The organism is Paraburkholderia sp. J76, assembly GCF_905220295.1.
In the GTDB taxonomy this organism is placed as follows: domain Bacteria; phylum Pseudomonadota; class Gammaproteobacteria; order Burkholderiales; family Burkholderiaceae; genus Paraburkholderia.
Map to the genome: position 1 here is coordinate 87270 of NZ_CAJMZJ010000006.1, position 24999 is coordinate 112268.

20 protein-coding genes are annotated in these 24999 nt (G+C 65.2%); 10 read left to right on the forward strand and 10 right to left on the reverse strand.

From position 1 onward, the window contains the following. Window positions 1–2 precede the first annotated feature (2 nt). Window positions 3–584: a DUF3501 family protein gene (locus U5768_RS13570; RefSeq protein WP_322030916.1), complete on the forward strand. Its 582-nt coding sequence runs from the start codon at window positions 3–5 to the stop codon at window positions 582–584. A 10-nt stretch (window positions 585–594) separates the two neighbouring features. On the opposite strand, the gene U5768_RS13575 is transcribed toward U5768_RS13570, so the two are convergent. Beyond that, window positions 595–1059 (reverse strand): GNAT family N-acetyltransferase, encoded by a 465-nt coding sequence (locus U5768_RS13575; protein ID WP_322030917.1) that lies wholly within the window; start codon window positions 1057–1059, stop codon window positions 595–597. A gap of 102 nt (window positions 1060–1161) precedes the next feature. Here U5768_RS13575 and U5768_RS13580 point away from each other — a divergent pair, with 102 nt between their 5' ends. Continuing rightward, the gene (locus tag U5768_RS13580; RefSeq protein ID WP_322030918.1) at window positions 1162–2718 is read left to right on the forward strand and encodes a PLP-dependent aminotransferase family protein; all 1557 of its coding nucleotides are present in this window, start codon (window positions 1162–1164) and stop codon (window positions 2716–2718) included. On the opposite strand, the gene U5768_RS13585 is transcribed toward U5768_RS13580, so the two are convergent. Both U5768_RS13585 and U5768_RS13590 read right to left on the reverse strand, forming a co-directional pair. After that, window positions 2666–3640, reverse strand: coding sequence for an aldo/keto reductase (locus U5768_RS13585; protein WP_322030919.1), 975 nt, complete (start codon window positions 3638–3640; stop codon window positions 2666–2668). The genes U5768_RS13580 and U5768_RS13585 overlap by 53 nt on opposite strands. A gap of 144 nt (window positions 3641–3784) precedes the next feature. Then, window positions 3785–4555 carry an IclR family transcriptional regulator gene (locus tag U5768_RS13590; protein WP_322030920.1) on the reverse strand — a complete coding sequence of 257 codons (771 nt, stop codon included), beginning with the start codon at window positions 4553–4555 and terminating at the stop codon, window positions 3785–3787. 186 nt (window positions 4556–4741) lie between these two features. Between U5768_RS13590 and U5768_RS13595 the strand changes: the two genes are divergently transcribed. The 8 genes from U5768_RS13595 (at window position 4742) to U5768_RS13630 (ending at window position 16215) form a co-directional block, all read left to right on the forward strand. Then, window positions 4742–6355, forward strand: coding sequence for an acyl-CoA carboxylase subunit beta (locus U5768_RS13595; protein WP_322030921.1), 1614 nt, complete (start codon window positions 4742–4744; stop codon window positions 6353–6355). A gap of 67 nt (window positions 6356–6422) precedes the next feature. Next, entirely contained in the window at window positions 6423–7586 is a 1164-nt protein-coding gene (locus tag U5768_RS13600) for an acyl-CoA dehydrogenase family protein (RefSeq protein WP_322030922.1), read from the forward strand. Between the two features lie 5 nt (window positions 7587–7591). After that, on the forward strand, window positions 7592–8503 hold the full coding sequence (locus U5768_RS13605; RefSeq protein WP_322031181.1) for an enoyl-CoA hydratase/isomerase family protein: 912 nt from the start codon (window positions 7592–7594) through the stop codon (window positions 8501–8503). Next, complete coding sequence (locus tag U5768_RS13610; protein ID WP_322030923.1) at window positions 8500–10554, forward strand: acetyl/propionyl/methylcrotonyl-CoA carboxylase subunit alpha; 2055 nt, start codon at window positions 8500–8502, stop codon at window positions 10552–10554. Before U5768_RS13605 ends, U5768_RS13610 begins: the two co-directional genes overlap by 4 nt. Continuing rightward, the gene (locus tag U5768_RS13615; protein WP_322030924.1) at window positions 10551–12362 is read left to right on the forward strand and encodes an acyclic terpene utilization AtuA family protein; all 1812 of its coding nucleotides are present in this window, start codon (window positions 10551–10553) and stop codon (window positions 12360–12362) included. The genes U5768_RS13610 and U5768_RS13615 overlap by 4 nt, the downstream gene beginning before the upstream one ends. Before the next feature lie 105 nt (window positions 12363–12467). Continuing rightward, entirely contained in the window at window positions 12468–13688 is a 1221-nt protein-coding gene (locus U5768_RS13620) for a CoA transferase (RefSeq protein WP_322030925.1), read from the forward strand. Between the two features lie 43 nt (window positions 13689–13731). Next, window positions 13732–15078 carry an MFS transporter gene (locus U5768_RS13625; RefSeq protein ID WP_322030926.1) on the forward strand — a complete coding sequence of 449 codons (1347 nt, stop codon included), beginning with the start codon at window positions 13732–13734 and terminating at the stop codon, window positions 15076–15078. Window positions 15079–15141: 63 nt separating this feature from the next. Continuing rightward, window positions 15142–16215, forward strand: coding sequence for a porin (locus U5768_RS13630; RefSeq protein WP_322030927.1), 1074 nt, complete (start codon window positions 15142–15144; stop codon window positions 16213–16215). Between the two features lie 10 nt (window positions 16216–16225). Here U5768_RS13630 and U5768_RS13635 read toward each other — a convergent pair whose 3' ends face one another. The 7 genes from U5768_RS13635 to U5768_RS13665 all read right to left on the reverse strand — a co-directional run bounded on the left by U5768_RS13635 (window position 16226) and on the right by U5768_RS13665 (window position 24977). Next, window positions 16226–17533, reverse strand: coding sequence for an FAD-binding oxidoreductase (locus tag U5768_RS13635; protein WP_322030928.1), 1308 nt, complete (start codon window positions 17531–17533; stop codon window positions 16226–16228). Beyond that, window positions 17530–18822, reverse strand: coding sequence for an FAD-binding oxidoreductase (locus U5768_RS13640; protein WP_322030929.1), 1293 nt, complete (start codon window positions 18820–18822; stop codon window positions 17530–17532). Before U5768_RS13640 ends, U5768_RS13635 begins: the two co-directional genes overlap by 4 nt. Window positions 18823–18883: 61 nt before the next feature. Further along, window positions 18884–20464 carry a DUF3138 family protein gene (locus tag U5768_RS13645; protein ID WP_322030930.1) on the reverse strand — a complete coding sequence of 527 codons (1581 nt, stop codon included), beginning with the start codon at window positions 20462–20464 and terminating at the stop codon, window positions 18884–18886. 90 nt (window positions 20465–20554) lie between these two features. Continuing rightward, window positions 20555–21466, reverse strand: a complete 912-nt coding sequence (locus U5768_RS13650) for an ABC transporter permease subunit (protein ID WP_322030931.1) — start codon at window positions 21464–21466, stop codon at window positions 20555–20557. Beyond that, the gene (locus U5768_RS13655) at window positions 21463–22434 is read right to left on the reverse strand and encodes an ABC transporter permease subunit (protein WP_322030932.1); all 972 of its coding nucleotides are present in this window, start codon (window positions 22432–22434) and stop codon (window positions 21463–21465) included. The genes U5768_RS13650 and U5768_RS13655 overlap by 4 nt, the downstream gene beginning before the upstream one ends. Window positions 22435–22447: 13 nt before the next feature. Continuing rightward, entirely contained in the window at window positions 22448–23599 is a 1152-nt protein-coding gene (locus U5768_RS13660; protein ID WP_322030933.1) for an ABC transporter ATP-binding protein, read from the reverse strand. Between the two features lie 256 nt (window positions 23600–23855). Beyond that, a complete protein-coding gene (locus U5768_RS13665) occupies window positions 23856–24977 on the reverse strand; it encodes a polyamine ABC transporter substrate-binding protein (RefSeq protein ID WP_322030934.1) in 1122 nt (373 codons plus the stop codon). Between the last annotated feature and the right edge of the window lie 22 nt (window positions 24978–24999).

Genomic DNA, 24999 nt, shown 5'->3' on the forward strand with positions numbered 1-24999 from the left:
TCATGACGATCGCGAGAAATTCGCTGCTGACGCTGGAAGCCTACGCCAAGGTGCGCGGCGACATGCGCAAACGCATCATCGAGCACAAGAAGCAGCGCGTGGTGCCGCTCGGCAATCACCTCACGTTCCTGTTCGAGGACGAGACCACCATCCGTTACCAGATCCAGGAGATGCTGCACATCGAAAAGATCTTCGACGAAGACGGCATTGAGGGCGAACTCGCGGCCTATCTGCCGCTCCTGCCCGACGGCGGCAACCTGAAGGCGACCATGCAGCTCGAATACGAGAACGAGGTCGAGCGCCGCGCGGCGCTCGCGCGGCTCATCGGCATCGAGGACAAGGTGTACGTTCAGGTACAGGGCGAGCCGCCCGTCTATGCAATCGCCGACGAAGACCTCGAACGCGAAAACGCCGAAAAGACCTCGGCGGTGCACTTCGTGCGCTTCGAACTCACGCCGCAGATGAAAGCGCGGCTGCGCGAGGGCGCCGCGCTCACAATAGGCTGCGATCATCCGAATTACCGCGTGCCGACGCAGACCATCGAAGGCGAGGTGCGCGCCTCGCTGCTCAAGGACCTTTCCTGATCCAGCCGCTTCAAACGTCCTTGCGGTACATGACGAAGCCGGGCTTCACGGCCACGTCGTCGTAAAGCCGCATGGCCGTGTGATTCGTCTCGTGCGTGTGCCAGTACACGCGCGACGAATTCGAAGCCTTCGCGTGCGCGTACACCGCCTCGATCAGCGCGCGGCCCACGCCCTGGCCGCGCGAGTCTTCCACGGTGAAGAGATCCTGCAGGTAGCAGATCGGCCCTTCCAGAATCGTGTTGCGGTGATAGATGAAATGCACGAGGCCGAGCACGCGGCCGCCGTGCTCGGCGATGAACGCGTGCATGGGCTCGTAGCCGTCGAAGAAGCGCGACCAGGTCGTGCGCGTGATGTGTTCAGGCAGCGCGGTGGCGTCGAAGCGGCCGTAGAAGCGGTTGTAGCCGTCCCACAGCGGCAGCCATGCATCGAAATCGTCGGGCGTGACGGCGCGGACTTGAAGCGTCGTATCGGTCATAGGGTGTCTCCTCGTTTGCAGGCTTGCACAAACCCCCAAGCGTAAGCGACTTGTGGCACCATTGTTAGTCCCACCGAAAACCAAAACCATGGAGCCACGAGTTTGGACTACGCGCTGATGATGACGGCCTACGCGAAGCGCGCCGTGCGCAAGCTCACGCAGCAGGACCTGCTTTACGAGAGCCTGCGCCGCGCGATTCTCGATGGCGACATTGGCTGCGGCACGCGCCTCGCGTCGAGTCGCGCGCTCGCGGAGCAACTCGGCATCGCGCGCAATTCGGTGCTCTATGCGTACGAGCGGCTCGTGGAGGAGGGGTTTGTCAGCGCTACGCGCCACGGGTCGGTCGTCAATGCGGTCAGCGCCGGCGCGGCGGCCACGCCGGCCCGGATCGCGCTGCGCGAAGAACCCACGCCTGAACTCGCGCGCCGCGTGCGCGAACTGCCGCCACGCCGCTCGGCCCGCGACGCTCCCAAGGCGCTCCGGCCGGGCGTGCCCGCGCTCGACGCGTTTCCCTACGCGCAATGGCGCACGGCAGTCGAGCGCGCATTGCGCGAACTGCGCGCGCACGATCTCGGCTACGGCGACAGTGCGGGCATGCCCGCGCTGCGCCAGGCCATTGCGCAATACGTGCGGGTTTCGCGCGGCGTGCGCTGCCAGCCCGGCCAGGTGTTCGTCACGGACGGCACGCAGTCGAGTCTCGACTTGTGCGCGCGTCTTTTCGCGGACGAGGGCGAACGCGTGTGGATCGAAAATCCCGGCTATCCCGGCGCGCGCGTGGCCTTTACGGCGGCAGGGCTGCAACTCGTGCCGATGAGCGTGGATGCGGCGGGCATGGCGGCGCGCCCCGAGGACTGGCGCGAGCGGCCGCCGCGCCTGGTCTATCTCACGCCGTCGCACCAGTATCCGCTCGGCTGCGTGCTGAGCCTGGAGCGGCGGCTCGCGCTGATCGAGCAGGCGCGTGCGTGCGGCGCGTGGATCGTCGAAGACGACTACGACAGCGAGCTACGCCACGACGGGCCGCCGCTGCCGTCCATCCAGGGCCTCGCGGACGACGCACCCGTGATCTATCTCGGCACCTTCAGCAAGACGTTGTTTCCGGCGCTGCGCATCGGCTTCATGATCGTGCCGCAGCGTGTGGCGGCGCAGTTCGCGCAGGCGCATCACACGCTCGTGCGCCAGGGGCGCGTGGCGGAACAACTGGCGCTGGCGGAATTCATCGAAAGCGGCCGCTACGCGCGCCACTTGCGGCGCATGCGCAAGCTCTACGAAGAGCGCCGCGACGGCCTTGTCGCGGCCATCGACAAACATCTGGCCGGCATGATGACCGTGTCGGCGGACGCGGGCGGCATGCACCTGAGCGTGCGCCTCGACGCGCCGCTCGCCGACGCCGACGTGAGCGAAGCCGCGCGTGCGCACGGCTTGCACCTTTCGCCGCTGAGCGCGTATTGCCTCGACGCAGGCGGCGCGGACGCGGCGCATGCCACGCGCTACAACGGCTTTTTACTCGGCTACGCGGAAACGCCGCCGCACCTTGCCGACACGCTCATGCAGACGCTCGCGCGCATCGTGCGAGAGCGTCTGCCCGTGGCTTCGTCGCTGACTGATCCTACTGATGGCCCGCGATCACATGCGGCAGATATGGCGCTTCAAGCGTCTTGATCTCTTCGTCGGAAAGCTTCAGTGAGAGCGCCGCGACGGCGTCTTCGAGATGCTTCGGCTTCGAAGCGCCGATGATCGGCGACGTGATGCCGGGCTTGTGCAGCAGCCACGCGAGCGCGACTTGCGCGCGCGGGACGCTGTGCGCATTCGCGATGGTTGCGACCGCATCGATAATGGCTTTGTCCGCGTCGGCGCCGTAGAGCGTCTTGCCGAACTTGTCGCTTGCCTCGCGCTCGCTTGTTTCGTTCCAGTCGCGTGTGAGGCGGCCGCGCGCGAGCGGGCTCCATGGCATCACGGCAATGCCCTGATCGGCGCATAGCGGCAGCATTTCGCGTTCTTCCTCGCGATAGAGCAGGTTCACATGATCCTGCATGCTCACGAATTCGGTCCAGCCGTTCAGGCGCGACGTGTAGAGCGCCTTGCTGAACTGCCACGCGTACATGGACGAAGCGCCGATATAACGCGCCTTGCCCGCCTTCACGACATCGTGCAGCGCTTCGAGCGTTTCTTCGATGGGCGTGTTGTAGTCCCAGCGATGAATCTGATAGAGATCGACGTAATCGGTGCCCAGACGCTTGAGGCTATGGTCGATTTCCGTGAGGATGGCCTTGCGCGACAGGCCCTGGCCGTTCGGACCGGGCCGCATGCGGTTGTACACCTTCGTGGCGAGCACGATGTCGTCGCGCTTGACGAACTCGAGCAGCGCGCGCCCGACGATCTCCTCCGAGGTGCCGTCCGAATAGGTGTTCGCAGTGTCGAAGAAGTTGATGCCGGCGTCGAGCGCCTGGCGGACGAGCGGGCGGCTGGCGTCCTCGCCGAGCGTCCACGGGTGCGTGCCGCGCTCGGGCACGCCGTAGGTCATGCAGCCGAGGCAAAGACGCGAAACCTGCAGCCCTGTCGAGCCGAACCTGACGTAATCCATTGCTGTTGCTCCTGGCGAAAAAGCGATTCAAGCGGAGGAAAAGCGCGCGCCGCGCGAGGGCGGCGGACTTTCGCAAGGGTATAACAGCCGGGAAGAACGTGCAGGACGCGGCGGCGATGCGAGGCGCCCCCATGGCGTTGCGGATTACGTGGGCGGCACGACGCTCGCGAGATGTTCGCGCGAGAGCGCGGCGAGGGCGGCCCCGCGCCCGCGCGGCATTTTTGCGGCCACCGTGACAATGCCGATCGCAGCCGTGGCGCACGACCCCATCGGAAAGCTGACGCCCACGCCGCTCAGCCCCTGCGCGGCCACCTGGGCGTAACCCAGTTCGCGTGTTTGCCGGACCCAGCGGCGCAAGCGGGCCTCGTCGAGATTGCGATGACCGTATTCCGTCGCGTGGCGTGCATAGTGCGCGCTGATTTCCTCGTCGGGCAGTTCGGCCAGCAACGCGATGCTGGGTATGCCCATGCCGAGCAGCCGCATGCGATTGCGGTTTCTGCCGAATTCCAGCGACGGCGTTTCGCCGTCTTCGATGTGCAGGCAATGGCTGTAATCGCCGGAGCGAACCACCAGAAACACGTGCTCGCCGGTTCGACGCGCGAGCTGCTTCATCATGGGGTGGCATTGCGCCACGAGCGGCGGCGCCTGCATCGACACCGCACCCAGCGCCATGCTTTCCACGCCGAGGCGATAGAGCTTCGTTTGCGGGTCGCGCATCGCGAGGCCGGTCTCGACAAGCGCGGTGGCGATGCGGTAGGTGGTGGTTCGATCGAGCCCCGTTACGTCGCTCAAGTTCTGCAGCGACATGCCGCTTGCGTGATGCTGCGCGAGGACTCGCAGTACCTGCGCGGCGCGATCGATGCTTTGCGCGCCGCGCACGGCGGGCTCGGTGTGGGGGCGGCGTGATGGGGGCATGGCGGGTTGGCGTGCTGCGCGGCGGGTCGTTTCAAGCTCGATTCCAGCGCGTCCGAGTATAGCAGGGGGTGAAAACACTATGTGCACATTGTGCACATTCGTCGTGTTAATCGTTGTGCGCGCAAGCACTGTCATTTGCAATAGCACCAACCAAACGGACTCACGGTGCGAGGCACCGACAGCAACATGGCCCCTTTCAAATCGCGTATCAACGTCCTTTCAGAGGCATATCGCTCGCAGCGCGCCGGCATGCTGGCGCTCGTCGACCAGTTGCGCGCGCTCGAACAGCGCGCGGCGGACCTTTCCTCGCGGGCCGCGCCCGCGTTCGCGCGGCGCGGTGCGTTGCTGCCGCGCGAGCGCGTGAGCCGCCTGCTCGATCCGGGCCGGCCGTTCCTGCCGCTGTGCAACCTGGCCGGATACGGCATGGATGATACGGACATCGAAGCATGTGCGCCGGGTGGCTCGCAGATCGCGGGCATTGGCTTTGTCAGCGGCGTGCGCTGCATGGTCGTCGCGACCGATTCGGGAATCGACGCAGGCGCGCTTACCGAAGCGGGAAACCAGAAGCTCATGCGTTGCCAGGAAGTGGCGCTGGAAAACAACTTGCCGTTCGTTCACCTGGTCGAATCGGCCGGGTCGAACCTGCGCAAATATCGGGTGGAAAAGTTCATCCGCGGCGGCGGCATGTTCTACAACCTCGCGCGCCTGTCCGCCGCCGGGCTGCCCGTCATCACCGTGGTGCATGGCTCGTCGACGGCGGGCGGCGCTTACATGCCTGGCTTGTCGGACTATGTCGTGATGGTGCGTGGACGCGCGAAGGCATTTCTTGCAGGCCCGCCCTTGCTGAAGGCGGCGACGGGCGAAGTCGCGACCGACGAAGCCCTCGGCGGCACCGACATGCACGCCACCACGAGCGGCCTTGCCGAGTACGTGGCCGAAGACGACGCGCACGCGATCGGGATTGCCCGCGATATCGTCGCGACGCTGCCATGGGATCGCGAGCCGCCGCCTGCCGGGGCGCAAGCGCCGTTGTGCGATCCCGACGAACTGGCGGGCGCCATGGTGCTTGAACATCGCAAACCGGTGGACATGCGCGAAATCATCGCGCGTCTCGTGGACGCCTCGGCGTGGATGGACTTCAAAGCCGATTACGGCGCGGCGACCGTGTGCGGTCACGGCCGGATAGACGGCCATCCGGTGGGCTTCATCAGCAACAACGGGCCAATCGATCCGGCGGGCGCGACCAAGGCCGCTCAGTTCATCCAGTTGTGCAACCAGTCCGGCACGCCCATCGTGTTCCTGCAGAACACCACCGGTTTCATCGTGGGCCGCGCCTCCGAGGAGGCCGGCATGATCAAGCATGGTTCGAAGCTGATCCAGGCGCTCTCGAATGCCGACGTTCCGCTCTTCACGATCTACTGCGGCGCATCGTTCGGCGCGGGGAACTACGGGATGTGCGGCCGCGCGTTCAAACCGCGCTTCTGCTTTTCCTGGCCGAACGCGCGCACGGCGGTGATGGGCGGCGAGCAGGCGGCGATGACGCTGGAGATCGTCGCGCGCCAGCAGGCCGAACGCAAGGGCAAGCCTGTCGACGAGGCAGGGCTCGCGCAGCAGAAAGAAGAAATAGTCTCGAACTTCGAACGCCAGGCAAGCGCGTTCTACACCAGCGGCCATCTGCTCGACGACGGGGTGATCGACCCCCGCGACACGCGCGCCGTACTCGCGTTCGTGCTGGCCACGACATGCGAAGCCCGCCGCCGCACGCCGAGGCGCGTGCAGTTCGGCGTCGCGCGGTTCTAGCCTTCGCCGCGCTTGCCCGCATCGGCGGGTTACATCGGCGGCATACATCATTAATCAGGAGACAGACATGCTGTACACGGGCGAACATCGCGAGATGATGAACAGCATCCGGCGCTTCATCGCGACCGAGATCGATCCTTTCGTGGACGAATGGGAAGCCGCGGAAATCTTCCCCGCGCACGAGTTGTTTCGCAAGATGGGTTCGCTGGGCTATCTCGGCATCACCAAGCCGCAGGCCTATGGCGGGCTCGGTCTCGACTTTTCGTTTGCGCTCGCGGCTGCCGAAAGCATGGGTTATTGCCGCGCCCAGGGCGTGGCGATGGGCGTGGGCGTGCAGAGCAATATGGCGACGCCCGCGCTGGCCGCATTCGGATCCGACGAACTGCGCCGCGAATTTCTCGCGCCGGCGATTGCAGGCGAGATGGTGGCTTCGATTGGCGTGTCGGAGCAGGGAGCGGGTTCCGACGTCGCCTCGCTCAAAACGCGCGCGCGCCGCGATGGCGACGACTACGTGATCAGCGGCTCGAAAATGTGGATCACGAACGGTACGCAGGCGGACTGGATCTGTCTGTTGTGCAACACCTCGGACGGCCCGGTTCATCGCAACAAGTCGCTCATCGTCGTGCCGTTGAAAGAGGGCGGCAAGCGTGCTCGCGGCGTGGAAGTGCAGAAGATCCGCAAGTTCGGCATGTGGTCGTCCGACACCGCGCAGATCTTTTTCGACGACGTGCGCGTGCCCGTGCGCAACCGGATCGGCGAAGAGGGCATGGGCTTCATCTATCAGATGAAGCAGTTTCAGGAGGAGAGACTCGATGGCGCCGCGCGACGCCTGGCCGCTTTCTCGCTGATCGAGGACACCGCGAACTATTTGCGCCAGCGCCAGGCGTTCGGCAAGCCGCTGCTCGACAACCAGTTCATTCAGTACAAGCTCGCCGAACTCAAGACCGAACTCGAAGCGCTGCGCGCGCTCGTGTACATGGCGACGCAGACCTATGTCGCGGGCGGCGACGTCGTGGAACTGGCGTCGATGGCGAAGCTCAAGGCCGGGCGCCTGTCGCGCGAGATCGCCGACTGGTGCATGCAGTTTCAGGGCGGCATGGGCTACACGTGGGACAACCCCGTTTCGCGCGCCTATCGCGATTACCGCCTGGGCTCTATCGGAGGCGGGGCCGACGAGGTGATGCTGATGGTCATCGCGCGGCAAATGGGTCTCATGGATATGGACGCATGAAGCACATGAGGCAGCCCATGAATCCCGATACCCAGCTTCAGGCAGCATCCTGCGCGCCTGCCGTGCTCGTGCGGCGGCATCAGGACGTACTGTTCGTCACGCTGAACCGGCCCGATACGCGCAACGCGCTTGCGCCCGAAGTGGTCGCTCAGCTCGATCAGGCCGTGGCGCAGGCGGCGCTCGACGAGAGCGTGCGCGCGATCGTGCTGCGCGGCAACGGCGGTATTTTTTGCGCGGGCGGCAGCGTCGGCAGCTTCCAGGCGCGGCTCGACGCCAACACAACGGGCGACGATCCCGTCGCTGCGCGCAATCGCGAATTCGGCCGTTTCATGCAACGCGTGAGCGCATTGCCCGTGCCGGTGATCGTCGCCGTGGAAGGGGCCGCGATGGGCGGCGGCATGGGCCTCGCCTGCGCGGCTGACGTTGTGCTCGCAACCATCGACGCCCGCTTCGCGCTCAGCGAAACTTCGCTCGGCATCATTCCCGCCCAGATCGCGCCGTGGGTGGTGGCGCGGCTTGGCGTGCAGGTGGCATGCCGCCTCGGCTTGAGCGGCGAGCGCATCAGCGGCGAGACGGCAGTGCGGCTGCGCATGGTCGACGAGCTTGCGCCCGACAGCGACGCGCTCGACCAACTGGTGGCGCAGTGGCTCACGCGCATCTGCTCGTGCGCGCCGGCCGCTAATCGCACGCTCAAGCCGCTGCTGCGGCGCTGCGACGACGATGCGCGCGATACGGTGCGCGACGCGGTGCTCGACGACGCGGCGGCGCTCTTTGCCGGCTGCATGCGCCACGAGGGCGCGGAGGGCATTGCCGCGTTTCGGGAAAAGCGGCCATCGGCATGGAGCCGCCGCTTCACGAGGGACGATGTCCGGCAGGCGCGTACGCCGCAGGAGAATCAGGAGGATAACGAATCATGAGCACCACGAAGCAGATTCGACCGTTTCACACGCTGCTCGTGGCGAACCGGGGAGAAATTGCGATTCGCGTCATGCGGACCGCGCGTCGCATGGGCTATCGCACCGTAGCGGTGTTTTCGGACGCGGATCGCGACAGCCCGCACGTGAGTTTCGCCGACTGCGCGGTTCACGTCGGCGCAGGCGCGCCGCGCGAATCGTATCTGAACATCGATGCGATTATCGAAGCCGCGCGCCGCAGCGGCGCGGACGCGATTCACCCCGGTTACGGTTTCCTTGCCGAGAACGAAGATTTCGCCGATGCCGTCGACGCAGCCGGCCTCGTCTTCGTCGGCCCTTCCGGCACGGCGATTCGCGAAATGGGCAACAAGGCGCGCGCAAAGGACCTGATGCACGCGGCGGATACGCCCTGCATTCCCGGCTATCAGGGCCGCGACCAGAGCGTTGCCGCATTCGCGCGCGCGGCAGCCGGGATCGGCTACCCCGTGATGGTGAAGGCGGCCGCCGGCGGCGGCGGGCGCGGCATGCGCCTCGTGAGCGACGAAGGCGCGCTCGAGCAGGCGTTGAATTCGGCCCGCGCCGAGGCCGCGGGCGCGTTCGGCAACGACGAGCTGATTCTGGAGCGCGCCGTTATCGCGCCGAGGCACGTCGAAATCCAGATCCTGGCCGACAGCCACGGCAACGCGATCCATCTCGGCGAGCGCGACTGTTCCGTGCAGCGACGCCATCAGAAGGTGATCGAAGAGGCGCCCTCGCCAGCCGTTGACGCCGCGCTGCGCGCGCGCATGGGAGAAGCGGCGGTGCGCAGCGCGCGTGCGATCGGCTATGTGGGCGCGGGCACGCTCGAATTCCTGCTCGATCGCGAAGGGCGCTTCTACTTCATGGAGATGAACACCCGTTTGCAGGTGGAGCACGCGGTGACCGAGGCCGTGGCGGGCATCGATCTCGTCGAATGGCAACTGCGGGTGGCCGCGGGCGAGCGTTTGACCCTGGCGCAGCAGGACGTCCAGTTGAACGGGCACGCAATGGAAGTGCGTCTGACCGCCGAGGACGTCGCGGCGGGCTTCCTGCCCCAGACCGGGCCGGTGCTGCGCTGGCGGCCGCCGGCGCCGGAGTGCGGCGTGCGCGTCGATCACGGGCTTGCCGAAGGCGGCGCGGTGTCGCCGCACTACGATTCGATGGTCGCCAAGCTGATCGCACACGGCGCGACGCGCGACGAGGCGCGGCGCAAGCTGTGGCACGCGGTGCGCCAATGCGTGCTGCTCGGCTTGCCGACCAATCAGGGCTTTCTGGCCGACTGTCTCGTCGATCCGGTTTTCGCGGGCGCAAGCGAGGTTCACACCGGCTTCGTCGAAGAGCGCTTCGGCGCGGTGCCCGCCGCGCGCGGCCTGCCTGCCGGGCGCACGCTCGCCTATGCGGCCTTCGCGGCGTTGGCGCTGCGCATGCCGCAGCGGCCCGATACCCAAGCGATCGCACCGGCGTCGCCTGGCCAAACGGTCAGCATCGTCCGGCTTCGCAGCGGCGACGCTCGCTGGCTCGCGACGCTGCACGCGGCGGGAAGCGCGTGGCGCCTGACCGTAACACGCGAGTGCACGGATGCAAACGGACCAGCAGACGCAGCAGACGCATCGACCGAGCATTCGCAGTCGTTCGTGATCCACGCGGCCCAGTGGTCCGACGCAGACCGCGCGCGTCTCACGGCCGAATGCGACGGCATGCGCGAAACGATTACCGTCGCGGCGCAGGCCGACACCTTGCACGTGTTCCATGCGGGCGAGGCCTGGACCTTCGAGCAGATCAGTGCGCGCAAGAATCGGCTCGACGACGAGGGCACGGGCGCCGTGGTGGCGCCCATGACCGGACGGGTGCTCGAACTCGCCGTTCGCGAAGGCGAACGCGTGGAGGCGGGTCAACGCCTGCTTGCGCTGGAGGCCATGAAGATGGAGCACACGTTGGTCGCGCCGATGAGCGGCATCGTGGCCGAAATTCGCGCGCAGGCCGGCGGCCAGGCCGACAAGGGAGCGCTGCTCGTGCGCATCGAGGCGAACGTATGAGCAAGACAGTCCGCATAGGCGGCGCCAGCGGCTTCTGGGGCGATTCCGCCATCGCCACGCCTCAGTTGCTGAGCGTGCCGGGCCTGCAGTATCTGGTCTACGACTATCTCGCCGAAACGACGATGGCGATCCTCGCGCGCGCCCGCGCCAAGGACGCCTCGCTTGGCTACGCGACCGACTTCGTGCACGCCGCGATGGCGCCGCACCTCGCGCAGATCAGCCGGCAAGGCGTGCGCGTGATCGCGAACGCAGGCGGTCTCAATCCGCACGCCTGCCGCGCCGCGTTGCTCGCGGTGGCGCGCGAGCAGGGGCTCAGCCCGCGAATTGCCGTGGTGACCGGCGACGACATCCTGTCCAGCTTCGACTCGCTGCGCGCGGGCAGAATACGCGAGTGGCAGACCGGCGCGGATTTACCGGGCGATCCGCTCTCGGTGAACGCGTATGTCGGTGCGCGCGGCATCGCCCAGGCGCTCGCGCTCGGTGCGGACATCGTGATTACGGGGCGCTGCGTCGATAGCGCCGTGGTCGTCGGCGCGCTCGCGCACGAGTTCGGCTGGCAGTGGGACGACTGGGACCGGCTGGCGGCGGGCACGCTCGCGGGGCACCTGATCGAATGCGGCGCGCAGGCAACGGGCGGTCTCTTTACCGACTGGCAGCAGGTGCCCGACTGGGCGAACATCGGCTACCCCGTGATCGACGTTTCGCGGGACGGCAGCCTGACGTTGTCGAAACCGGCGGGCACGGGCGGCCTGATCCACCCGGGCGCGGTGGCGGAACAGATTCTCTATGAAGTCGGCGACCCGGCGAACTATCTGATGCCCGACGTCACCTGCGATTTCCGCGAGGTGCAGGTAGCTCGCGCCACAGCGGAAACGGTGCGGGTGAGCGGCGCGCGCGGGCGGCCGCCCACGGCAACGTACAAGGCCAACGGGACGCACCGCGACGGCTACCAGATGCAGGTCATGATGGCGATTCGCGGCATCGACGCCGAAGCCAAGGCAACGCGCACCGCCGACGCGTTGCTGCAACGCGCGCGCTCGCTCATGGCGCAGCGCGGTTTGGGCGATTACTCGCAGACCTGCGTGGAGTTGCTGGGCTGCGATTCGCTATACCCGCCGCAACAACGCGCACGTGCGAGCGCCGGAGCGCGCGAGATCGTGCTGCGCATTGCCGTGAGGCACGAGAACGCGAGGGCGCTCGGTTTTCTGCAACGCGAATGCGCGTCGGCCGGCACGTCGATGGGTCCCGGAACGCGTTCGTCCTTCTCCGGGCGCGCGGAGATTCAGCCCGTCATCGAGGTGTTCTCGTTCCTTGTGCCGAAGCACGCCGTGCCTTTGCACGTGTCGATGGATGCACACAGCGAGGCCGTGCCTGCCGCGCCCGAATATGCGCCTGTGCCGGCGGCGCCGCTGCGGCAATCCCGCGAGGAAACCAGCGCGCCCGGCGTGGATACGGTCGAAGCACCGCTCGTAGCGCTGGCGTGGGCGCGCAGCGGCGACAAAGGCGACGACGAAAACATCGCGGTGATCGCGAGACGCGCGGAATTCCTGCCGGTTCTGCGCGGCCAACTCACGGTCGCAAGCGTGCAGGCGTACTTCGCGCATCTGGTTAGCGGAACGATCGATCGTTTCGAGGTGCCGGGCCTCGGCGCGCTCAACTTCGTGCTGCACGAAGCGCTGGGCGGCGGCGGTGTGTGCAGCCTGCGTTCGGACCCGCTAGGCAAGTCCTACGCGCAAATGCTGCTGGATTTTCCGGTGCGCATTCCGCGCGAGTGGCTCGACTCGGGCCTCGTGCCGCACATGACTTGACGGGATCACGCCCGGCGCGCGACACGCAGCGATATTGCGCCGACTTACCCTGAAACCACGCCCGCCCGCGCGCACGCTGCGGGCAGACTATCGAATGAGGTGAGGATGAGTGGCATATTGAATGGCATCAAGGTTCTGGATCTGACGCGGGTCATCGCGGGGCCGTTGTGCACGCAAGCACTCGCCGACATGGGCGCGACCGTCTACAAGATCGAGCGGCCGGGCGAGGGCGACGACACACGGCGCATGGGGCCGTTCCTTCGTGATCCTGTAGATGGCGCGGACAGCAACGACTCCGCGCTGTACCTCGCCTACAACCGCAACAAGCAGTCGATCACGCTCGACATCTCGACGCCCGAAGGCGCGCAACTCGCCCGCGAACTTGCCGCGCAATGCGACGTGGTCGTCGAAAACTACAAGGTCGGTTCGCTTGCGCGTTATCAGCTCGACTACGAGTCGATTCGCGAATTGCGGCCCGACATCGTCTATTGCTCGGTCACGGGTTTCGGGCAGGACGGCCCTTACGCGAACCGTCCCGCCTACGACTTCATTTTGCAGGGCATGGCCGGCGTGATGAGCACTTGCGGCCACCCCGACGGCGAGCCTGGCGGCGGCCCGATGCGCACCGCGATACCGATCACCGACGTCGTGACGGGACTCTATGCGGCAATCGGCATTCTCGGCGCGCTGTTCCACCGAATGCGCACGGGCGAGGGGCAGTACCTGGACGCGGCCATGCTCGACGCGTCGTGCGCGCTGACCGGTCATCTCGCGCTCGGCTATCTCATGAGTGGCAAGGTAGCCGCGCGCGCGGGAAACACCAACCCGATTGCTTCGCCATCCGAAGTATTCGATTGCGTCGACGGACGGCTGATCGTCGCGGCGGGCAACAACGGGCAGTTCGAGGCGCTGTGCCGGGTTCTGCACTGCGAGACGCTGCTGGAGGACGACCGCTTTCGCACCAATGCCCAGCGCGTCGCGAACCGCGGCGCATTGCGGGCCGCGCTTGCGCCGCTCATCGCCGGGCGCTCCCGCGAAGCATTGCTCGCCGAGCTTAACGAGTGCGGCGTGCCGGGCGGTCCGATCAATACCCTCGCGGAAGTCTTCGACGACCCGCAGGCGCGCCATCGCGAACTTGCGCTCACGCTTGCCCACAGCCGCGGAGTCGAGGTTCCTTCGTTGCGCAGTCCTCTGCGCTTTTCGCGTACGCCTGTTACGCACCGCGCGCCGCCCATGCTCGGCGAACATACGGCGCGCGTGCTCGGCGAGGCGTTCGGCATCGATGCGCAGCGGCTCGCGGAGTTGAGGGAGCGCGGCGTGGTTTGAGGTTCCGGTAGCACCGTCAAACATAAAATGAGGAGACGAAAACGTGAACGCACCGATTAAAACGGCGGCGGCGCAGGACCTGTCCGCCCCCGGCGACAGCGAGGTGGACGCGGCCTATTCGAAGATCAAATGGCGCTTGATGCCGTTGCTGTTCGCGGCGTACATCCTGGCGAATATCGACCGCATCAACATCGGCATTGCCCAGCTTCAGATGAAAACGGCGCTTGGTTTCAGCGACGCCGTTTATGGCGCGGGCGCGGGCATCTTCTTCATCGCCTACTTCATGTTCGAAGTGCCCAGCAGCCTCCTCATGAACAGAATCGGCGTGCGCCGTACGTTGGCGCGTATCACGATCGGCTGGGGCGTCGTCTCGGCGGCGACCATGATGGTGAATTCGGTGCCGGCCTTTTACGCGCTGCGCTTTCTGCTGGGCGTGTTCGAAGCCGGCTTTTTTCCCGGCGTGGTGTACTACCTGACGCTATGGTATGCGCCCGCGCGGCGCGCCAGGGCGCTCGCCGCGATCTCGTCCGCGCTCGTGCTCGCCGGTGTGATCGGCAATCCGCTTTCAGGGTGGATCCTCAAGAATATGGACGCCGTAGCCGGCCTCGCGGGCTGGCAATGGATGTTCCTGCTTGAGGGGGTGCCCAGCGTCGCGTTGGGCCTCGTCATTCTCGTCGTGCTGCCCGAAGGCCCGCAAACCGCCCGTTGGCTCACGCCCAGGCAGAAATGGCTGATCGCCCGGGAGGTGGAGGCGCAAACGCAGACGCACGTTGCCGGGTCCGTGCGCGACGTCCTGAAAGACCGCCGCGTCTACGCGTTCGCCGCGGTGTACTTCTCCTTCATCTGCGCGATTGCCGTGATCCCGTTCTGGCTGCCGACCATCATCAAGGGGCTGGGCGTGACCGACCTCGCTCGCATCGGCCTGTACGCGGCGATTCCGAACATCGTGGCCGCCGTGGCGATGTTCGCGTGCGCCGCGAGTTCCGACCGCATCGGCGAGCGCCGCTGGCATACCTCGATCGCCGCGCTAGTCGGCGCCGCCGCATTGATGATGTTGCCGATGGCTTCGTCGCAGGTGGCGCTGTCGTTCGTGCTGCTGTGCCTTGCGGCCGCGGGCATTTTCTCGACCGTGCCGCTCTTCTGGGCAATTCCCTCCGCATGGCTTGCCGGCAGCGCGGGCGCGGCGAGCGGAATTGCGCTCATCAGCAGCATCGGTTTGCTCGGCGGCTTCGTGAGTCCTACCGTAATCGGCTGGCTCAAGACCAACACGGGCAGCATGGCCGCTGGCCTGTATGTGTTCGCGGCGCTCTTCGCGCTTGGCGCGATATTGCTGCTGGTGGTGACGAAAGGCGAGCGTGACGGCGCCCGGCGCGGGACGTTGAGCGCGTGAAGCGCCGCCTTTCGGGCTTTTCATTTTGCAATGCTAAATATAGACGAATGGAAGGTTGAGATCATGAAGAAGGGATGCGAAATTGCAGGACGGGTTGCGATTCTGGCTTGTCTGTGCGCCGGCGCGACGGCACACGCACAGAGCAGCGTGACGCTTTACGGCGCGGTGGATGCCGCGCTGCTGTATACCAACAAGACTTTGGGCGAGAACGGGGGCAACGGCGGCAGTCAGTTTTCGCTCGTCGACAGCGGTTTGAATTCGTCGCGGTTCGGCCTGCGCGGCACCGAAGACCTCGGTGGCGGCCTGCATGCGAACTTCGACCTCGAAAGCGGCATCAACGTGGCCAACGGCGGCCTGAACGATTCGAACGGCAACTTCTTTGGGCGCCAAGCCTGGATTTCGCTCGCCGGGCGCTTCGGCGAGGTCAAGGCAGGCGTGCAGTATTCGCCGTTTCTCTACGCGGTCGACGAAACGGACCCGCGCGGATTTTCCGATTTCGGCAGCGGTGCAATCACGTACGTCGACAACGTCTACGCGACCGGCCTCTTCAATTCGAACGCTATATCGTATGCGAGTCCGGATATCGCGGGGTTCACCGCGCGCGCCATGCTCGCCCTCGGCGGCGTGGCGGGCGACTTTCAGGCGGGCCGCCAATACTCGTTCAGCTTGAAGTACGAGCACGCGGAGTTTGCGATCAACGCCGCGATGTACGACGGAAACAGCGGCGCCGCGCAGCCTACGCCCGTGCCTTCGGATATCGAATTCCTCGGCCGCACGCTCGGCGTTTCGTATCACTTCGGGCCTGTCACCGCGAAGGCTTCGTTCACCAACTACAAGGTCGCCGGAAGCTTCAACAACAACGTTATCGCCGGCGGCCTGAATTACTCGGTCACGCCCTCGGTGACGCTGGACGGCGGCGTGTGGTGGACAAGCGATCGCAGCCAGACCAGCAATAACTCGATCCTGGGCGCGATCGGCGCGCAATACTTCCTCTCGAAAGCGACGGTCGTGTATGCGCAAGCCGCCGTGGTGCACAACAACGGCAAGATGGATACGGGCCTCGCCATCAACGGCGCGTTGTTCGGCGCAGACGGTACGACGGTCGGCGCCAATGTGGGCGTGCGGCACTTCTTCTAACCGCTTCGCTTCAGAACATCTCCATCACGCGGTGATAAAGCATGCCGATTTCCAGTGCGGGCCGCCTCCACGCGGGCCCGAACGGAAAGCGCGCATGCCTGACCTGCGCGAACAGATCGAACGAGGTGCGCTCGCCCACGATGGCCTGCGCAACGACACGCCCCGCGATGCCCGTGAGCGCGACACCGTGGCCCGAAAAGCCTTGCACGTAGTAGTAATTCGGGTCGATCGCGCCGAAGTCGGGCGCGCGGTTGCGCGTGACATCGACAAAGCCGCCCCATGCGTATTCCACGCGCGCGCCCGCGAGTTGCGGGAACGTGTCGATCATGCGCGCTTGCATGGCTGCCGTCAGGCGCTCGGGAGCGGCGCCAGTCGAATCGGCGCGCCCGCCGAACAGCATGCGGTCGTCTGCCGAAACGCGGAAATAGTCGAGAAAGAAGTTGTTGTCGCACACGGCAGAACGTTGCGCGATCAACGAATCGGCCAGTCCACGCCCGAGCGGTTCGGTTGCGATGATGTACGACGCGATGGGCGCGATGCGCGCGGCCACGGCGCCGGGTAAAACGCCGCCCGGCGCGGCGTTGCAGCAGGACACCACGAAGCGGCATCGCACTTCGCCGCGCGCGGTTTTCACCACGGGCCGCTCGCCGCGCACGACTTCGAGCGCGCGCGTATGGGAGAACAGTTGCGCACCTTCGCGGCGCGCGGCAGCAGCAAGGCCGAGACAGTACTTGAGCGGATGAAGATGCCCCGACACCGGATCGTAGACGCCCGCGATATAGCGCTGCGACGCCACACGTGCGCGCGTGGCGTCGGTGTCGAGCCATTCGAGGCGGTCGTGGCCCCAGCGCGTGCGCGCCGCGTCCATCCATGCACGCAGATCGGGCACGCGTTTGCTCTTCGTCGCGACCGTGAGATAGCCCGGTGTGAAGTCGCAATCGATGCCGTAGCGCGCAATGCGCTCGCGCACGAGTTCCACGCCCTCGATGGAAAGCGCCCACGCCGCGCGTACGCCCTGTGCGCCAAGCTGCTTTTCGAGCACTTCGTCTTTCGCGAAACCCACGAGCGTCTGGCCGCCGTTGCGGCCCGAGGCGCCCCAGCCGGGACGGTGCGCGTCGAGCACCACGACCGAAAGACCGCGTGCGCGGCATTCCAGCGCGACCGAGAGCCCGGCGAAGCCGGCGCCGATCACGCAGACGTCGGCGTCGAGCACGCCTTCGAGCACGGGGTCGTCGTCGGCGGGGCGCGTGGCGCTGGCTTCGTAGTACGAGTGGCGGGCGAGGGCGTCCGCCTGGGCGTCGAGGTCGAGTGTCGTCAAAGCAGGTCCTTCATTCGATACCACGCCATCGCGAGCACGAGGGCAGGGGTTCGCAGTGTAGCGCCGCCAGGGAAATCGCGGTGGCGGATCTTGCCGAACAGATCGAAGCGCGCGGCCTGGCCGTGAATGGCTTCGGCGATCAGCGTGCCCGCCAGTCCCGTAGTGTTCACGCCGTGGCCCGAGAAACCCTGCGCAAAATACACCGTGGGCGAGAGGCGGCCGAAGTGCGGCGCGCGATTCATGGTGATGTCCACGTAGCCGCCCCACGCGTAATCCACCTTCACGTCGGCGAGTTGGGGAAACGTTTTCAGCATGTCGCGGCGCATCGCTTCGCCGAGATTGCGCGGGGCGAACGTCGAGTAACTCACCTTGCCGCCCCAAAGCAGGCGCGTGTCCGATGCGGGACGGAAGTAGTCGAGCACGAAGCGGCTGTCGCATACGGCGGCCTGAGCGGGCATCAGCGCGTTCATGCGCTCGGCGCCCAATTTCCCGGTGGCGATGACATAGGTGCCCACGGGCATGATCTTGCGCGAGAGGGCGGGCGCAAGATCGCCGAGATACGTATTGCATGCGAGCACAACGAATTTCGAGCGCACGTTGCCTCGCGCCGTTTCGACTACATGGGTGCCGTTTTCCTCGCGCAGCCGCGTGACGGGGCTGTTTTCATACACGCGCACGCCGGCTTCGACGGCCGCGCGCGCCAGTCCGAGCGTGTAGTTGAGCGGATGCAGATGGCCGCTATCAGGATCGTAGAGGCCGCCCACGTAGCGCGACGACTGCACGTAGCGACCCACGCCGCCCGAGGCTACGTACTGGAAGCGGTCGTAGCCGAAGCGCTGCGCCGCCTCGTCGCGCCAGCGCTTGAGCGCATCCGCGTCGCGCCCCTTGTTCGCGGCGGTGAAATAGCCCGCGGTGAGCGCGCAATCGATGTTGTGCTGCCTGACGCGCCGCTTCACGATGTCGAGTGTTTCGAGGCCCATGTCCCAGATCCGCCGAACATCGGCTTCGGGCATGAACTGCGCGAACGTGTCGATGTCGCAGGCAAAGCCGCCGATCAACTGACCGCCGTTGCGCCCGCTTGCGGCCCACGCCACTCGCGAGGCTTCCACGAGCGCGACGCGATAGCCGCGCTCCGCGAGATTGAGCGCGGTGCAAACGCCCGTGAGGCCCGCGCCGACCACGCAGACATCGGCATCGATCGCGCCTTCCAGCGTGGGGTGCGCGGTCGTGTCGTTGGCGGTGGCCGCGTACCAGGACGGGGCATGAGGCTGACTGGCGAATTTGAGCATAGGGAAAGCGTACCGGGAAGCAGCGGGCGACAGCGCGTGGCCGCCGCCCGCCGCGACTTCATCAGAACGAGTAGATGAATTGCGCGCCCAGCAAGTCGTTGCTCTTGCTGTACGAGCCATCGCTGTTCAGGAACACGCGCTGCGTGGCCCAGTCGTGGCGATATTCCACCTTCACCTGGATTTGCTGCGTCGGGTAGAACAGCAGATCGAGCGCGACGTCCTGGCGCGTCGCGCCCTTGCACTCGAAGCCGAAGCCGCCACCGGCCTGCGAATTTGCCAGGCAGTCCGCACCAATGCCGAAGCCATTGTACGGGTCCATCCCATTCGAATTGAGCGCAATGCCGCCGCCACCGCCGCCGTTCTTGCCGTTCGCAAGCAGGTCGTAGCGCGCCGTCACACCCATGCGGCCCACCACCGGCGCGCTGAACTTGCGGTGCGCGAGCAGCGAGAAGCCGTACCACTGCGCGTTGCCGCCGTTGAATGCGGCGCGCTGCTGCTGGCCGTAATCGACTTCGGCGTTGTACTGGACGTCCGCGAGCGTATAGGTCGCGTCCATCTCGCCGAAGAAGAAGTAGCCGCCCGAACTCGACGCCTGGCCGCCCACGCCGTACACGGCTTGACCCGTCGTCGGATCGAAAGCGCTCGGCAGCGTCTGGCGGCCGATGTTGAACGAGCCGCCAATGTCGAGTGCGCTCGACCACGTATAGTCGGCGCGCGCCGTGAACGTCGGGATCTTGTTGCTCGTGGTGATCGGGTCGCCCAGTGCGTTCTGGCCAGTCTGCACGATCGCGCCGTTGGTGCGGTACTGCTCGTTGCCGACCATGAACTTGAACGCCCACTGGCTGCCGTCTGGCGTGTAGTTCCAGCCGACGCCCACGTAGCTGCCCGGATCGGAGAAGTCGTAGAGCAGGTTGTGCGTGAGCGTGAGCATCTGGTTGGACTGCTGCACCTCGTACCCGCCAAAGCTCGGCATGAGACCGGCGACGAACGTGCCCGTGGACGTCACCGGCACGGTAACGACCGCGGTGTTCAGGATGTTGTTGCCGATCTCGCCATGCTCGTTTTGCAGCAGCGTGATCCCGTTGCCGCGGTTGGGCATGAGCGTGATTTCGGCCGAAGGCGCCATCGGGCCCACGCCGAAGGTCTTTTTGATGTCGAGGTAGACGTCGCCGAACGTGCTGTTGAAGTAGTTGTACGAACCAGTGTGGTTCGCGAAAAGGAACGACGACGTGCCCGGCGCGCGGTTGTAGATATACGTCGGGTCGATATACCCCGTGATCGACAGACCCGCGAGCGGCCCGGTCGTGGCGGCGTCGGTGAGCGAATCGACCTTGAGCTGCTGGCTCGCGATCTGTTGCTTCATCGCATCGACCTGGTCGTTAGTCAGGTTCGCGCTCGCCTTGCCGTAGTCGGGCGAGCCGATGTCCACGATGGGGGCGGCCGCAGTGGCGGGTACGGTCGGCGTTGCGGCCTTCGCGGTGGCTGTTTTCGACTGCGCCAGTTCCGTCTTGAGCGATTTCACCTCTTTTTGCAGGGCGTTCAGTTGCGCCTGCAGGGCCTTGATCTGTTCGCTGGTCGAGTCCGCTAACGCGAGCCCTGGCAGCGCCCCGGCCACCAGCAGACAGATTAACTTCTTCCTCATCGAAATTCTCCTTGTTGGTCGTTATTGCAATCAGTTCGAGTTTTACGAGGAGCGGCCCCAGTGCCGCCCCTCTTTACCTGGCAATCCTGATCAGGCCGCGCGGCGACCGATCGGCGCGCCTACCGCGCCGGCGGGCGCGGCAGGCTTGATGGCTTCGGATGCATCGGGCTGGACGAAGGCGAGCTGCATGTCCCGCGTACGCTTCTTTTCGCGTGCGCTCATCAACTGGTTCACGGCGATCACGCCGACCGTCACCGCGCTGATGAAGAGCGTGGCGAGCGCGTTCATCTCCGGGTTCAGACCGAGGCGCACGCGCGAGAACACCACGAGCGGCAGCGTGGTCGAGCCCGGTCCCGAAAGGAACGCGGAGAGCACGAGGTCGTCGATGGAGAGCGTGAACGAAAGAAGCCAGCCGGAAAGGAGCGCTTGCGAGATGAGCGGCAGCGTAATGACGAAGAACACCTTGAGCGGCGTGGCGCCCAGATCGAGCGCGGCCTCTTCGAGCGACTTGTTCATCTCTTTCACGCGCGACTGCACGATGATGGCGACGTACGAGACGCACAGCATCACGTGGCCGATCCAGATCGTCACGATGCCGCGCCCCTTCGGCCAGCCGAGCATTTGCTCCAGCGCGACGAAGAGCAGCAGCAGCGAAATGCCCTGGATGACCTCGGGAATCACGAGCGGCGCGTTGATCATGCCGGTGTATAGCGTGAAGCCGCGAAAGCGCCCCATGCGTGCGAGCACGAAGCCCGCCCACGTGCCGATCGCGACCGAGGCAAATGCCGTCATGAGACCGATCTTGAGCGAGAGCCACGCGGCGCCCAGCAGTTCTTCGTCCCGCAGCAGCGCCGAATACCACTTCAGCGAGAAGCCGGACCACACCGTGACGAGCTTCGACTCGTTGAACGAGTAGACGACGAGGCTGATGATCGGGATATAGAGGAACAGAAACCCGAGCGTGAGAACGCCGGTGGAAAGCGTGCGATTGGGCTTGATCATTTGCCTTCCTCCAGTTCCTTGACCTGGTAGTACTGAAAGATAGCCATCGGCACGAGCAGCAGCAGCACCATCGCCACGGTGACGGCGGAGGCCATCGGCCAGTCCATGTTGTTGAAGAACTCGTCCCACATGACGCGCCCGATCATGAGCGTGTCGGCGCCGCCGAGCAGTTCGGGAATCACGTACTCGCCCACCGCCGGAATGAACACGAGCAGGCTGCCCGCGATGATTCCGTTCTTCGAAAGCGGGAGAGTGATCTGCGTGAACGCCACCCAGGGCCTCGCACCGAGGTCGTAGGCGGCTTCGAGCAGCGTGAGGTCCATCTTCACGAGGTGCGCGTAAAGCGGCATCACCATGAAGGGCAGGTACGAATAGACCATGCCGATATAAACGCCCGCGTCGCTGTGATAGAGCCGCAGCGGTGAATGAAGCAGGCCTGTGGCCATGAGCACGTGATTGAGCAGGCCGTCGTCCTTGAGAATGCCGATCCACGCGTACACGCGAATCAGGAACGACGTCCAGAACGGCAGCATCACGCCCATCATGAGCAGGTTGCGCGTGGCCGGATTCGAGCGCGCGATGTAATACGCGATGGGGTAACCGATCAGCAGGCAAAAGATCGTGGAAACCGCCGCCATTTTCAGTGAGCTGATATAGGTGGCGATGTAGAGGCTGTCCTGCAGCAGGAACGCGTAGTGCCCGAGTTGCAGCGCGAAATGCACCACGCCGTCCTTCATCTCGACCAGGTTCGAGTAGGGCGGAATGCCCATGACCTGGTCGGCGAAGCTGATCTTCAGCACGAGCACGAAAGGCAGTGCGAAGAACAGCGTGAGCCAGACGAACGGCACGCCAATAACGGCAGTGCGGCCCGAGGGCACGAAGCGCGAGAGGAAGCGCACGAGCGCGCCTCGGCGAGCGTCTGCGGCTGCGCGGCCCGAAGCGGCCGTGGTGGGAACGATGGTACTCATGATTCACGCCTCCTTACTGTGTAAGCACAACGCCGCTGGCGGGCGACCACGACACGTATACGTCGTCGTTCCATGCGGGCGCGCCCTCGTTCATGAGGTGCGAACTGGAGAGGTTCGAGACGACCACCTTGCCGCCTGGCAGACGCACGTGATAGAGCGAATAGCTGCCCATGTAGGCCACATCCGTGACCACGCCACGCGCCCAGTTGTGCGGCGTGCCCGGCTTCTCGCGCGTCACGCGCACGCGCTCGGGGCGCACCGAAATGCCCACGGGCATGCCGAGCGGCCCGGTCACGCCGTGGCTCACGTACATGCGCGTTTCGAGGTCCTCGCTTTCCACGAAGATGTGGTCGGGTTCGTCCTCGACGACCTTGCCTTCGAACAGGTTGGTCGAGCCGATGAACTCGGCCGAAAAGCGGCTGTTGGGAAATTCGTAGACTTCGCCGGGCGAGCCGATCTGCACGATGCGGCCTTCGCTCATCACGGCGAGGCGATTGGCCATCGTCATCGCCTCTTCCTGATCGTGCGTGACCATCACACAGGTGACATCGACTTTCTCGATGATGTTCACGAGTTCGAGCTGGGTTTTCTGGCGGATTTTCTTGTCGAGCGCCGACATCGGCTCGTCGAGCAGCAGGAGCTTGGGACGCTTCACGAGCGAACGTGCAAGCGCCACGCGCTGCTGCTGGCCGCCTGAGAGCTGATGCGGTTTGCGCTTCGCGTAGCGGCCCATCTGCACGAGGTTCAGCGCATCGGCCACGCGCTCGCGAATCTCGTTCTTCGGCACGCCTTCCTGCTTGAGGCCGAACGCGACGTTCGCCTCCACGCTCATGTGCGGGAAGAGCGCGTACGACTGGAACATCATGTTGACGGGGCGGCGGTACGGCGGCAGTGAGGCGAGGTCTTCTCCGTCGACATAAATGCGGCCCGACGTGGCCGTTTCGAGCCCTGCGAGCATGCGCAGCAAGGTGGACTTGCCGCAGCCCGAACTGCCGAGCAGCGCGAACAGCTCGTTCTTGGCGATGTTCAGGCTTACGTTGTCCACGGCGGTGCTGTCGCCGAACTTCTTGACGACGTTTTCGATGCGCACGAACGCTTCGTTCCTTGCCGGGGTTGCATTGGCGCGCTGAGTTTCGGGGGCGTTGACTTTAGACGTCGAATTCATGTTCTGACCTTGGTTCCTTTCTGATCGCGGTACACGTTTTTCAGGCACGAGCCGGCCCGCACGGGGCGCTGGCGCGACCCGCGATTAGTACTGCGAACGGAGATCGGGAAAGGCTCGCGCGCGTCGTCAAAAAAGGGGGGGCGGCGCAGCGCGGCCGGACTTCGAAATTGCGTACTTCTGGCGGAGAGGGGTCTAGCGATTCCTCTTCCGCGTCGTCTCCTTCTTGTTCCTTCAGGGGGTGAACAACATCGGGGTGTCAGTGGCCTGTCTTCAACTGGGCCCACAGACGGTTTTCGAGGCGCAGGATTTCAGCGGGCATTGGCTTCATCAGCGTCATTTTCTTGAGCACGTCTTCGGGCGGGTACACCGTCGTATCTTGCGCAACGGCCGGCGTGACGAACTGGCGGGCGGCCTTGTTCGCGGTGGGATAAAACACTTCGTTGGTGATTTGCGCGTTGACCTTCGGGTCCGAGATGTAGTTGATCCACTTCATCGCGTTTTCGGGGTGCGGCGCGTCCTTCGGCACGACCATCACGTCGAACCACAGCAGGCCGCCTTCCTTCACGTTCGAGAACTTCACTTCATAGGAGCGTTTGGCTTCTTCCGCGCGGCGGTGCGCAATGCCCACGTCTCCCGACCATGCCACGGCCACGCAGACGTCGTTGTTCACGAGGTCGTTGATATAGCCCGACGAATTGAACTGGGTGATATACGGGCGGACTTTCTTCAGCACTTCAAACGCGGCCTGGTAGTCGGCGGGGTTTGTGCTGTTGGGGTCCTTGTGCATGTACTGAAGCGTGGCGGCGAACACGTCCACCGCCTGGTCGAGGAACGACACGCCGCAGCCCTTGAGCTTCGAGAGATATTGCGGGTCGAACACGAGCGACCAGCTATCCACCGGCGCATTCGCGCCGAGCGCCTTTTCCACGGCCTGCTTGTTGTAGCCGATGCCGTCGGTGCCGAACGCCCAGGGCACGCCGTACTGATTGCCCGGATCGGCGTCGGCGATCATGTGCATGAGCACGGGGTCGAGGTTCGAGAGGTTGGGGATCTTCGACTTGTCGAGCTTCTGGTACACGCCGGCCTGAATCTGCTTGGCCATGTAATTCGATGTGGGCACAACGACGTCGTAGCCGGAGCTGCCCGCGAGCAGTTTGGCCTGCAGCGTGTCGTCGCTGTCGTAGTTGTCGTACTTGACCTTGATTCCCGCTTCCTTTTCGAAGTTCGGAATCGTGTCCTTCGCAATGTAGTCGGACCAGTTGTAGACGTTCAGATCGCCATCGGCCGCGTGCGCAGGCTCGCTCGAAACGGCCGTGAGTCCCGCACACGCTGCGAGGGCCGCGAGCGCGACCGCATGACGAAGATGACTAACACTCATGTTGCTTTCCCCTGAAGATGAA